This window comes from Nocardioides sp., from assembly GCF_047607365.1.
Lineage (GTDB): Bacteria > Actinomycetota > Actinomycetes > Propionibacteriales > Nocardioidaceae > Nocardioides.
Genome location: NZ_JASGDD010000010.1, coordinates 78,436 through 90,490, shown reverse-complemented (window position 1 = coordinate 90,490; position 12,055 = coordinate 78,436). Strand labels below are relative to the sequence as shown.

8 protein-coding genes are annotated in these 12,055 nt (G+C 68.1%); 4 read left to right on the top strand and 4 right to left on the bottom strand.

Annotated features, from left to right (window positions below; all coding sequences use genetic code 11):
* Window positions 1-27: 27 nt before the first annotated feature.
* The 4 genes from QM572_RS01005 to araA all read left to right on the top strand — a co-directional run bounded on the left by QM572_RS01005 (window position 28) and on the right by araA (window position 5,111).
* On the top strand, window positions 28-1,062 hold the full coding sequence (locus QM572_RS01005; protein WP_415089082.1) for a LacI family DNA-binding transcriptional regulator: 1,035 nt from the start codon (window positions 28-30) through the stop codon (window positions 1,060-1,062).
* Window positions 1,063-1,203: 141 nt separating this feature from the next.
* Window positions 1,204-2,793 carry a xylulokinase gene (locus QM572_RS01000; protein WP_415089080.1) on the top strand — a complete coding sequence of 530 codons (1,590 nt, stop codon included), beginning with the start codon at window positions 1,204-1,206 and terminating at the stop codon, window positions 2,791-2,793.
* Window positions 2,794-2,840: 47 nt separating this feature from the next.
* Complete coding sequence (locus QM572_RS00995) at window positions 2,841-3,530, top strand: L-ribulose-5-phosphate 4-epimerase (RefSeq protein ID WP_415089077.1); 690 nt, start codon at window positions 2,841-2,843, stop codon at window positions 3,528-3,530.
* A 69-nt stretch (window positions 3,531-3,599) separates the two neighbouring features.
* Window positions 3,600-5,111: an L-arabinose isomerase gene (araA, locus tag QM572_RS00990; protein ID WP_415089075.1), complete on the top strand. Its 1,512-nt coding sequence runs from the start codon at window positions 3,600-3,602 to the stop codon at window positions 5,109-5,111.
* A gap of 949 nt (window positions 5,112-6,060) precedes the next feature.
* Here araA and QM572_RS00985 read toward each other — a convergent pair.
* The 4 genes from QM572_RS00985 to QM572_RS00970 form a co-directional block, all read right to left on the bottom strand.
* Window positions 6,061-7,134 (bottom strand): ABC transporter ATP-binding protein, encoded by a 1,074-nt coding sequence (locus QM572_RS00985; RefSeq protein ID WP_415089072.1) that lies wholly within the window; start codon window positions 7,132-7,134, stop codon window positions 6,061-6,063.
* An 11-nt stretch (window positions 7,135-7,145) separates the two neighbouring features.
* Window positions 7,146-9,344, bottom strand: coding sequence for a hypothetical protein (locus QM572_RS00980; RefSeq protein ID WP_415089070.1), 2,199 nt, complete (start codon window positions 9,342-9,344; stop codon window positions 7,146-7,148).
* Window positions 9,345-9,465: 121 nt separating this feature from the next.
* The gene (locus QM572_RS00975) at window positions 9,466-11,034 is read right to left on the bottom strand and encodes an ABC transporter substrate-binding protein (protein ID WP_415089068.1); all 1,569 of its coding nucleotides are present in this window, start codon (window positions 11,032-11,034) and stop codon (window positions 9,466-9,468) included.
* A 96-nt stretch (window positions 11,035-11,130) separates the two neighbouring features.
* Window positions 11,131-12,036, bottom strand: a complete 906-nt coding sequence (locus tag QM572_RS00970) for a carbohydrate ABC transporter permease (protein WP_415089066.1) — start codon at window positions 12,034-12,036, stop codon at window positions 11,131-11,133.
* Window positions 12,037-12,055 lie beyond the last annotated feature (19 nt).

The following is a 12,055-nucleotide window of genomic DNA, read 5'->3' as shown; positions in this document are numbered from 1 at the left end:
GTGGATCCGATCTCTACGATCACCGGTATGGCGCAGCAGGTGAACGGTGCGGTCGAGCTCGCCGGCCGAGCTCCGAGCATGGCCGACGTGGCCGCGGCCGCCGGTGTCTCCCACCAGACGGTCTCGCGGGTCCTCAACGACGTCGGCGGGGTGCGCCCGGGCACGCGCGACCGCGTCCTCGCGGCGATCAAGGAGCTCGGCTACCGCCGCAACAACGCGGCCCGCATGCTGGCCACCAACAAGTCCGGCCGGATCGGCATGATCTCCGCCCACCTCGCCCTCCACGGGCCGAGCCGGATCGCGGTCTCCGTCCAGGCGGCCGGCCATCGCGAGGGGTACGACGTCTCGCTGGTCGACGTCGAGGACTACTCGGCCGCGGCGCTGGGGGGAGCGGTGAACCGTCTCCTGGACGAGGCGGTCGAGGCGATCGTGATCGGGGTGGCGCACCGCCAGGCGCTCACGCAGGTCGTGGCCCTCGACCTGCCGGTGCCGATCGTCGTGGTGCAGGGCGTCACCGAGGGTCAGACGATGGCCGCGGGCATCGACCAGGAGGCCGGCGCGCGCCTGGCGGTGGACCACCTGCTCGACCTGGGCCACCGCCGGGTCGCGCATCTCGGCGGACCGCTCGACTGGATCGAGGCGGGACTGCGCCGGGCCGGCTGGCGCCAGGCCCACGAGCAGCGCCGGATGCTGCCGGGGCCCGAGCTGACGGGGGACTGGTCGGCGAGGAGCGGCTACGAGGCCGGACGGCTGATCGCCGACGACCCCGACGTCACGGCCGTCTTCGCGGCGAACGACTCGATGGCGCTCGGCCTGCTGCACGCGCTGCACGAGAGCGGTCGCCGCGTGCCGGAGGACGTCAGCGTGGTGGGCTTCGACGACGAGCCCGAGTCGGCCTACTTCTGGCCGGGGCTCACGACGGTCAGCCAGGAGTTCTCGCTCCTGGGCCAGCGGGCGATCGAGCTCACGATGCGGGCCCTGGACGGCGAGCCCGAGCCGTCCATCGGGCTGATCCGCCCCGAGCTGGTGGTCCGCGACTCCACCTCGTCGCCGTCCGCGTGACACACGCCCGCAGCGCCGGGTAGAGCGCTCACATCTTCGCCTCCCATGTCGGAGGTGCTGGTTGACACCACTGGATGTTAGCGTTCACACTCGTTCCGTATGACGCCGGTCACACCCGGTGCTGATCGGAGAGGGCGACAGATGGGCTGGAACGAGCGTGCCGCGGCGGACCTGGCGGCAGGGCGGACCGCCCTGGGAATCGAGCTGGGATCGACCCGGATCAAGGCCTGCCTGATCGGCTCCGACCACGCGGTCCTCGCGACGGGGACCTCGACGTGGGAGAGCGAGCAGGTCGACGGTCACTGGAGCTACTCCCTCGACGCGGTCTGGTCCGGCCTGCAGGAGTCGGTGGCCACGCTGCTCGACCAGGTCGACACGGCGTACGGGGTGCGGCCGGAGGTGGGCGCCCTCGGGATCTCGGCGATGATGCACGGCTATCTCGCCCTCGACGCCGCCGACGAGCTGCTCGTCCCCTTCCGCACCTGGCGCGACACCACCACCGGCCCTGCCGCGGCCGAGCTCACCGAGCTCTTCGGCGAGAACATCCCGCTGCGCTGGTCGATCGCCCACCACCGGCAGGCGACGCTGGACCGCGAGCCACACGTCGCGCGCGTCGCGCACCTCACCACACTGGCCGGCTACGTCCACTGGCGGCTGACCGGCGAGCGGGTCCTCGGCGTCGGCGACGCCTCGGGGATGTTCCCCATCGACCCGGCCACGGGCGACTACGACGCCGAGCTGGTCAAGGCCTACGACGCACTCGACCACGCGGGAGCCCCTTCGATCGCCGACCTGCTGCCGCAGGTGCGGACGGCGGGCGCGCCCGCAGGCACCCTGACCGGGGCCGGCGCGGCGCTGCTCGACCCCAGCGGCACGCTCCGCGCGGGCATCCCGCTGTGCCCGCCCGAGGGCGACGCCGGCACCGGCATGGTCGCGACCAACGCCGTCGCCCCGCGCACCGGCAATGTCAGCGTCGGGACGAGCGTCTTCGCGATGGTCGTCCTCGAGCGTCCCCTCGATCGCGTGCACGAGGAGATCGACGTCGTCACCACCCCGACCGGCGAGCAGGTCGCGATGGTGCACTGCAACAACGGCGCCGGCGAGCTGGCGTCGTGGGGCGCGGTCTTCGGCCAGTTCGCCAGCGCGATCGGCGCCGGCGCCGACACCGACACGGTCCTCGGCGCGCTGCTCCACGCCGCCGCGGACGGCGACCTCGACGCCGGCGGCGTCCTCGCCTACAACTTCCTCGCCGGCGAGCCCGTCGCCGGCGTCTCCGAGGGCAGGCCCCTCCTCGTCCGTACGCCGTCCAGTCGTCTGACGCTCGCGAACTTCGCCAGGGCCCAGCTCTACGGCGTCTTCGCCGCGCTGGTGCTCGGCATGGAGGTGCTCTCCGGGGAGTCCGTCGCCATCGACCGGATGGTCGCTCACGGCGGCCTGTTCCGCACCGAGGGGATCGCGCAGCGGGCGCTGGCCGCCGCGCTCGGCGTGCCGGTCGCGGTCGGGGAGACCGCCGCCGAGGGCGGAGCGTGGGGCATCGCCGTCCTGGCCTCCTACCTCCGGTCGGGCGCGACCCGGCCCCTCGCCGACCACCTCGCCGAGGTCGTCTTCGGCGGCGCGGCGCTCTCGGTGATCGACCCCGATCCGACCGAGGTCGCCGCGTTCTCGGACTACCTCGAGCGGTTCGCCGCCGGCGTCGCGGTCCAGCCCGCCGCCGTCGCCGCCATCCGCTGAGCCGCCCCGGCGCCATGCAGACCACGACCACTCCCGAGGAGATCCCGATGACCGTCCCGACCCCCATGCGTGCCGCGGTCGACAGCGCTCGGCGCCGCGTCGCCGCGCTGCACGCGGAGCTGCCGCGCTGGGAGCTCGTGGTGTGGAGCGCCGGCAACGTCTCCGAGCGCGTCCCCGGCGTGGACGGCCACCCCGACCTGCTCGTGATCAAGCCCTCCGGCGTCTCCTACGACGACCTCGACGCCGACGCGATGGTCGTCTGCGACCTCGACGGCGCCCTCGTCGAGGGCCTGCGCACCCCGTCCTCGGACACCGCCGCCCACGCGTACGTCTATCGCCACCTGCCCGAGGTCCACGGCGTCGTGCACACCCACTCGACCTACGCCGCCGCCTGGGCCGCGCGAGGCGAGGAGATCCCGTGCGTGCTGACCATGATGGCCGACGAGTTCGGCGGCCCGGTCCCGGTCGGCCCCTTCGCGATCATCGGCGACGACTCGATCGGCCGCGGCATCGTCGAGACCCTGCGTGGCCACCGCAGCCCGGCGGTCCTGATGCGCAACCACGGCCCCTTCACCATCGGCGCCTCGGCGGCCGCCGCGGTCAAGGCCGCCGTGCTGCTCGAGGAGGTCGCCCGCGCGGTGCACGTCTCCCGCCAGCTCGGCGACCCGACGCCCATCCCGCAGGAGGCGATCGACGCCCTCTACGACCGCTACCAGAACGTCTACGGCCAGCGCTGACAGCGCCGACCCACGCCACCACTGCCGACCAGCGCTTCCAGCAGCACACGAGAACAGCGAGGAACACCCATGTCCAAGGCGTATCCCGACCGCGAGGTCTGGTTCTTCACCGGAAGTCAGGACCTGTACGGCGAGGAGACGCTGCGCCAGGTCGCCGAGCAGTCCCAGGCCGTCGCGCGTGCCCTCGACGAGTCGGCGGACGTCCCGGCGCGGATCGTGTGGAAGCCCGTGCTCAAGGACGCCGACGCGATCCGCCGGGCGATGCTGGAGGCCAACAGCGCCGACCACGTGCTCGGCGTGATCACCTGGATGCACACCTTCAGCCCGGCGAAGATGTGGATCGCCGGCCTCGACGCGCTGCGCAAGCCGCTGCTCCACCTGCACACGCAGGCCAACGTCGAGCTGCCCTGGGACAGCATCGACTTCGACTTCATGAACCTCAACCAGGCGGCGCACGGCGACCGGGAGTACGCCTATCTGGCCGCACGGCTCGGGGTCGTCCGCACGACCGTCGTCGGCCATGTCAGCAACCCCGCGGTGACCCGCCGGGTCGGCACCTGGATCCGCGGCGCCGCAGGCTGGGCCGCGACCCACGAGCTGCGGCTGGTGCGCTTCGGGGACAACATGCGCAACGTCGCGGTCACCGAGGGCGACAAGACCGAGGCCCAGCTCCGCTTCGGCGTATCGGTCAACACCTGGGGGGTCAACGATCTGGTCGCGGCGGTGGCCGAGGTCGCGGACAGCGCGGTCGATGCGCTCGTCGCCGACTACGAGGACCTGTACGACGTCGAGCCGGCGCTCCGCCGCGGCGGCGAGCGCCACGAGTCGCTCTGCTACGCCGCACGCCAGGAGCTCGCTCTCGAGAGCCTTCTCGGCCAGACCGGCGCCAAGGCGTTCACCACCAACTTCGAGGACCTCGGCGATCTCCGGCAGCTGCCGGGACTCGCCGTGCAGCGGCTGATGGCGAAGGGCTACGGCTTCGGCGCCGAGGGCGACTGGAAGACCGCCGTCCTGGTCCGGGCCGCGAAGGTGATGGGCGAGGGGCTGCCCGGTGGGGCGTCCCTCATGGAGGACTACACCTACGACCTGACGCCCGGTGCCGAGCTGATCCTCGGCGCTCACATGCTCGAGATCTGCCCGTCCCTCACGACCGCGCGGCCGCGGGTGGAGGTCCATCCGCTCGGGATCGGCGGCAAGGAGGACCCGGTCCGCCTGGTCTTCGACGCCGACCCGTGCGAGGCAGCGGTCGTCGTGTCGCTGGCCGACATGCGCGACCGCTTCCGGCTGACCGCCAACGTGGTCGACGTCGTCGCTCCGCCGGCCCCGCTGCCGCACCTGCCGGTAGCCCGTGCCGTCTGGCGTCCGCGACCGGACTTCCCGACCTCGGCCGAGGCCTGGCTGACCGCCGGCGGCGCCCATCACACGGTGCTCTCGACGGCCGCGGGGGTGGAGGCGTTCGAGGTCTTCGCCGAGCTCGCGCGCACCGAGCTCCTGGTCATCGACGAGAGCACGACCCGCCGGGCCTTCGCCGACCAGGTGCGCTGGAACGCGGCCTACCACCGCCTCGCCCAGGTTCTTTAGCCGCTGGTGAGCGCCTCCGCGTCAACACCGATCGACTCATGAGTCGGGGTAACCGACGCGACAAGCGCCATGACCTTCAACCGTCGCGAGACGCCACGGTTCGCCGACGCTTGCGGCTCGACCTCTTGTTAGCCAGAGATCGGCGCTGACGTCAACCCGCCACGCCGAGCTGCGGTGTGGCGAGTTGATCCCGGCGAGCATGTGGCGCGGCTGCGGGGCCGGCGGAGCCCCTCGATCTGGACCGGCGCGTGGTCTGGACGCGCGCGGGCCTTGATTCACAGCTGCCTTGCCGAGTCGTTCTCGGTGCAGCCCATGAGGTGAAGAGCGACACACCGAATATGCCGCACCAAGGAGTACGTCGGGGTCGAGTGCTTTGCGCCAGGTCACGCCTTCGTAGACGACCTGCGAGACGTCGTACGACTCCTCGGTATCGAGCTGCAGTGTGAAACCTACGCCCAGCATGCCGAGCCCGATCACAGCGCCGTCGAAGCAGGAGCCTCCGCGCTGGAGTCGGCGCAGCCTGCCGCGACCGTCGGCCAGCTCGATAGCTCGCACGGCGGCCGCGAGGCTACCGTTGCGGGCCCCAGATCCATGCGTGCCGGTTGACGCTGATCCCGCGACGGAGATGTGGTGGAGCGAGGCAAGATTGGACAGCGCCCGACCCCGCAGTTGCAGCCAAACAGCTAGCCGCCGTACCTCGTGCCCCCGGGACCCGCACTGCATCGCCGATCAGCTCGATCTCCCCCGCCATCTCGTCGAGGGTGACTAGCACACCTAGTGAGTCAGCGAGCGCCGTAACGAGTGGCGGGTGCCGCGCGGTCACACGCGTTCATGGGCGACGACCAAGGCCTGCAGCTCCTCGACCGAGGTCGGGGCTAGAAGGTCGGTCGCGACGAAGGTGTGGCTGCCTGTCCACGTGCTGCCGGCGGCGCCACGGGACCGGACAACGCTAGTTGAGTCTCCCGCCCGTGGCGGTGTCGAAGAGGTGTACGTCGCCGGGGTCGGTTGTGACGAAGAGCTGGCTGCCCTTGGCGATCCGCTCACGAGCCGGGACGCGGACCACGACCGTGGAGGGCGTGCCCTCCACGTCGCACGTGCCGTAGACGTAGGAGTCCGAGCCGAGCTCCTCGACCACCGTGACGTCGATTGGCAGACCGCCCTCGCTCTCGGAGACCAGGCGCCACGCCTCGGGGCGGACCCCAATGGTGACGTCACTGGGCGTGTCAGCCGGCAGGCGCGCGGGCACCTGGAAGCCGCCGATGTTGGCGTAGCCGTCGTCGGGCTTGGCCTTGATCAGGTTCATCTGCGGGGAGCCGATGAAGCCGGCCACGAACAGGTTGGCCGGCCGGTCGTACAGCGCGAGCGGGGTGTCGACCTGCTGCAGCACACCGACGTTCATGACGGCGACGCGGTCACCCATCGTCATCGCCTCGATCTGGTCGTGGGTGACGTAGACGGTGGTGACCCCGAGGTCGCTCTGCAACTTGGCGATGTCGGTGCGGGTCTGCACACGCATCTTCGCGTCGAGGTTGGACAGCGGCTCGTCCATGCAGAAGACCTGCGGTTGCCGCACGATCGCGCGACCCATCGCGACCCGCTGGCGCTGGCCGCCCGACAGCGCCTTGGGCTTACGCTCGAGGTAGTCCGTCAGACCGAGGATCCTTGCCGCCTCGGCGACCCGTCGTTCGCGCTCGGCCGCGGGGACCTTGGCCATCTTGAGTGAGAACGCCATATTCTCCGCGACCGACATGTGGGGGTAGAGCGCGTAGTTCTGGAACACCATCGCGATGTCCCGGTCCTTCGGCGGCACGTGGGTGACATCGCGATCACCGATCAGGATGTGGCCCTCGTTCACCTCCTCCAGACCGGCGAGCATGCGCAGGGACGTGGACTTGCCACACCCCGACGGTCCGACGAGGACCATGAATTCCCCGTCCTTGATCTCCAGGTCGATGCCCGGGACGGCGGGGGAGTCGGCCCCCGGATACCAGCGCTGAGCCTTATTGAACGTTACTGATGCCAATTCTCTGCTCCTTATGAGTATCGCGCCCGGACGAACGGTTCGGCGATGTTTTGAAGGACCAGGTTCGGTTTGCGACCTGATCGCGTCTTGGGCGTGGTGACGCGGGCGCTCTCCTTGAGCACGCTGTCGCCGCTGACGGAGGGACCCGTCTGCAATTCGAGGTAGGCGGCGCCATGCCCGGCGACCCATCCGGGCGCGGAGGGGACGAGATGGATCTCGGCGGACGTGCGAACGTCTCGGATGTCGATCGGCGATGCGCGGTGATTGACCACAACGGCGCGATCACCGAAGCGAGCGACCTCCACTCCCTTCGTCGGATGGGTCACCGCCAGGGGAGAGGTGCCGATGAGCGTCTGCACTGGCGTCGACCTCATCAGGACGATGGGGTGCATCTCGCGTTTGCCGTATTCGGGGGGCACTATCGGCATGGTCTGGCGGGAGTACGCGAAGCCGTACTCAAATCCGAAGGAGTAGACCGTCCCGGCGCCGAGAGACGTCTCGACGATGGCGGGGCGGCCAGACTGGATGTAGCGGCCGCGTACCTCCGTGTCGTGGGTGAACGCGACGGTGGACCAGCCGTGAGGGATGATGTCGTCGTCCCACGCGATGCAGTCGAAGTCAACAGTCTCCTCCCTGACACCGAAGGCGTTATGGGCCAGCCCCGAGCCGGGCCCGTGAAACGCGACGCCACCGCTGCGCACCCAGGCGGCCACGGCTGCCTCCAGCTGCCTGTTGTCGACGACGCAGCCCACGTCATAGAGCGAGTTCGTCGGGATGACGAGATAGCGGTAGTCCGCGAGCCCGGAGCTAACGACCTGGTCGGCGTGGACGACGTCGACGTGCCAGCCGAGGTCAGTCATCTGCTGATGCCAGCCGAGCAGGTCCATCCGGTGCCGGCCACCCTCGTCGACCTCGAGTGGTTCCAACAGACTCATCTCGGCGGGGAAGAGGATCGCAACCTCCTTCGCGCGGGGCTCGTCGAGTAGTGGGATGACAGAGGTCGCCCACCGGTTTCCGGACCTGAGTGAGTCCTTGAACAGGTCGTCCATGCGGAACATCACTCCGCCGTCGTCGAGCCCGCTGTAGCCGTAGACGTGCAGCCGCTTCGCGCCGTTGGCGACGTGCGTGGCGATCGCCTCCGCCGGCGGTACGACGCGGTAGACGTCCTCGTTCACGTGACGACCGAGGTAGAGGCCACCGGTGAAGGGTCCGTGTTGGTTCACGGTCCTGGCGATGGAGCTCTCCACACTGACGACGCTCGCGTCCGGCCGGTTCTCTGGGTTCAGCGGCGCGGCGATGAAGAGTACCGAGTCGACGTGAGGCGCGATGCGGTAGACGTCGAGCGCCCGCTGGCCGGTCTGCCAGTCGGGCACGCCAGGCGGGTTGAAGAAATAGCCCCACTGGTGGAGGACCGGCTCGACGAAAAGGGGCGGTGTCGTCGAACGCCAGTGCTCGTGCATCTGGGCGAAGTAATCGACCTGGACCTCGGCTAGGTGGGTCTGGTTGTCGATCCAGCGGTGGTAGTCGGGCGTCCTCTGAGCGAAGTCGCCGGCGGTGGGCCGGGCGCAGCCGACCCAATCCAATTCGGAGGGTCGGAGCCAGTACTGCTCCGGCTCGAGATCGGCGAAGGAGCGGGCATCGAGGGCATAGCGCTTGTTGAGGGCGCTGACGTCGCCGGCGTACCTGTCCTCGAGCCAAGCGAGATACTTCCCGCGGCCCTCGGAGTCGAAGCTTGGCTTGGGAATCGGGTCGAACATCGTCTGCATCACGATCCGTCCTCCCGGGGTGCGCCGCATGTGATCACCGAAGAGGTCGAGGAGTCCGTGGACGTGGTCCACCATGGTCTGCTGTGCGATCGGCGACCAGTACTTGTAGGTGCCCATCGGCGTGCCGTCGGGGCGGATTGCCTCCTCGCCGCGCACCGGCGGGACGCTCCTGATGTTCGGGTAGAGGTTGTCGCCGCAGAGATAGAGCGACAGGCAGGTCACGTCCATCTGGTGCTTAGCCGCTTCGGCGACCATGAGCTCCTGCATGGCGACGTACGCGCTGGCCTCCTCGCCGCGATATCGGGCGAAGAAGTCCTCCCACGGTTTGGAGTCGAGATTGATCGAGGTGAACCCTAGATCGGCGACGTCGGCTATGCCCGCGCGGGTGGCGTCGGCGTCGCTGCAGAAGGGCTCGAAGAAGTTTCCGAACCACATCTGGATCATGGGAGAGGTCGTTTCGGGGCTAGTCAAGGCGGGTCCTGACGTGTCGGTCGCGGTCGATGACGACTCGGTCCTGGCCATCCGGGTAGGGACGGGTAGCCAGGACCGCGCCTAGTGTGCCGATCTACTGGTGGGCCTTGGCGTAGGCGTCCGCCTGCTTGGCGAGCTCCGCCTGGAGCTTGTCGATGCCAGCGCGGTCGGCGGCCTTTTTCAGTGCGTCGAGACCCTTGTCGACGTCGACGACGCCGGCGAATAGAGGCTTTGCGTATTGCGTCATCACCGCGGTCATCTGGGTGTTCTCGCTCTTCACGGGCTCGACGTCGGGAATGAACGCGGCGAAGGGGTCGAGGGTGAAGTTGTCGGTGTCCTTCGACCAGTCGAAGATCTGCTTCTCGGTCTCCGACATAGTCGACGGACTCCGGAACAGGGGAATTCTCCAGGACAGCGCGAAGGCCGGGAAATTGTACGAACTCTTGAACTCGACCCCATTCTCGCCTTGAGCGACCCAGTCTGTGCCTTCGATGCCATAGGAGATGAGGTCGTAGTTCTGCTTGATCGAGGCCCAGTCCTGCAGGGCGAGCGCTGAGTCGTTGCTCTGGCCGTGGGTGTTCAGGACGACGAAGTTGTCCGCCTGGAAGTTCTGCAGCGGCTTGGCGCTCAGGCCTCCCTTGAGAGGGGCGATATTCGCCATCGCGGCGGTGGGGACAGCCTTCTTCAGCGTGGTCAGGTAGTTCGAGGTGGTCCCATCTGTGATGGCCCACGTGGCCGCCGTCTTACCGGATGTGAAGAGACCTTGCTCGGCAGTCGCATCAAGATTCAGGATGTCCTTGTTGATGATGCCGTCCTGGTTGTACTTCCTGACTCGATCGAGGGCATCACGTACTCCGTCCTGCTCCCAGAACGGGATGGGGTTCGAGCTCCCGGAAGTTCCGGCGTCGGCCGCGAACGCAAACAGCATCGAGTCGCCGGTGAAGCTCCACCCGAAGGCGTTCGGGTTCTCCCATGCCCATGCGTTGAGGATGGGCGTGACTGGCCCAAAGGTGGTCTGCTTGCTGCTGTTGGTGTTGAGGCCGAGCGGGATCATCCCGGACTTCTTCTGCCTGACGGCGTAGAAGAATCGCTCGAGCGTCTCGAAGTCGTTGATCTCGCCGAAGCCGAGCTCTTCGGCGAGGTCCTGTCGGATGCCGAAGTGATGAAGGCGCGCGGCACTGTTGACTTGCGGGATGCCGTAGAGGGCGTCGCCCCAGTGGTTGGACTCCAAGATCTTGGGGTCGATGGTCGCGGACAGGTTTTTGTACGAGCCGACCTTCGATCCGACGTCAACCAGCGCCTTATCCGACGCGAGTTGAGCCATGTTCAGCCACCGCGCCTGGAGGGCGGTGTCGAACTTCGCCCCGGAGGTGAAGCGGAGCAGGCTCTGGGTGCCGTAGTCCGCCCAGGAGATGAATTGCGGTTGGATGGTGAATCCAAGGTCTTTCTTCAGCCGCTTGTTGATCTCCGACTGCACGTTCTGCCAGCCCGTGGGCACGGTGCCGGGTAGAAGGAACGTGAGGTTGCCGGTGAACTTTCCTCCACTGGAGGAGTCTGAGGAGCAGGCAGACATCGACATGCCGAGCATGCTGGCGACCGACAGTGCGCCGGCCCCTTGGAGGAGCGACCGCCTGCTAACGACGGCCGAAGCGATCTGGTTCATTGAAGTGCCTTTCGTGCAGGTGTCATCGACTGATGGCGCGTTGAGGGTGCCGACCCGAGCTGGCGGATGGGTGAGGGTGCTGCGATGGAGCTGTGGTCAGCCCTTGCTTGCTCCGAGGGTCAGCCCCTTGACGAAGTAGCGCTGGGCGAAGGGATAGGCGACCAGGATCGGCGCGATCGTGATCACCGTTAGAGCGAGGCGGAGCTGGTAGACGGGGGCGACGTTGTTGCTGACCGGCACCATGCCGGCGGCGTTGGCGACGCTTGCGATGAGGTTCTGGAGCACCAGCTGAACGGGGTACTTCTCCGCGTCCGAGAGGAACAGGAGCGCCATGAACCACTCGTTCCAGAAGTGCACGGCGTAGAAGAGGGCGATCACCGCGAGGATTGGCTTGCTCAACGGGAGCACGATCGAGAAGAACGTGCGCAACTCGCCGGCTCCGTCAACTCGGGCCGCCTCCAGGATTTCCGAGGGCAGCTGGGAGAAGAAGCTGACGGTGATGAACACCAGGAAGGGTGCTACGGCAGCCGGGAGGATCACTGAGAACCAACTGTTGGTCAGGTGGAGATATTGCGTGACCAGGATGTAGAGAGGTACGAGGCCGCCTGTGAAGAGCATCGGGATGTAGCCGAACACCGCCAATGCGGCGCTCAGACGCGGAACGCGCCGGGCGATGACCCAAGCCAGTCCGGCTGTGCAGGTGGCCGCGATCACGGTCCCAACCACTGTGATGAAGAGGCTGGCGACCATTGCCTTCCACAGAGCCGAACCGGCGAAGATCGACGAGTATGCCGCGGTGCTGAATGGGTGCGGCCAGAGGCTGTATCCCGAGGAGGACAGCTTGGTCTCGTCGGTAAACGACCCGGCCAGGATCATCCACAGCGGGAGGAAGGCGAACACGGCGAACAGCGACGCGCCCACAATGCTGACGATGGTGAACGGCTCGACGTTTCGGCTGCGGCGCAACGGCGCCTTCGCGGGCCGAAGGGCGGTGATTGTCATGCGTCTGTCTCCATCTTTC

Excerpts from the sequence above, each read along its gene's own strand:
- QM572_RS00975 (WP_415089068.1), bottom strand. The coding sequence starts at position 11,034 with ATGAACCAGATCGCTTCGGCCGTCGTTAGCAGGCGGTCGCTCCTCCAA.
- QM572_RS00995 (WP_415089077.1), top strand. The coding sequence starts at position 2,841 with ATGACCGTCCCGACCCCCATGCGTGCCGCGGTCGACAGCGCTCGGCGC.
- QM572_RS01000 (WP_415089080.1), top strand. The coding sequence starts at position 1,204 with ATGGGCTGGAACGAGCGTGCCGCGGCGGACCTGGCGGCAGGGCGGACC.
- QM572_RS00970 (WP_415089066.1), bottom strand. The coding sequence starts at position 12,036 with ATGACAATCACCGCCCTTCGGCCCGCGAAGGCGCCGTTGCGCCGCAGC.
- araA (WP_415089075.1), top strand. The coding sequence starts at position 3,600 with ATGTCCAAGGCGTATCCCGACCGCGAGGTCTGGTTCTTCACCGGAAGT.
- QM572_RS00980 (WP_415089070.1), bottom strand. The coding sequence starts at position 9,344 with ATGATCCAGATGTGGTTCGGAAACTTCTTCGAGCCCTTCTGCAGCGAC.
- QM572_RS01005 (WP_415089082.1), top strand. The coding sequence starts at position 28 with ATGGCGCAGCAGGTGAACGGTGCGGTCGAGCTCGCCGGCCGAGCTCCG.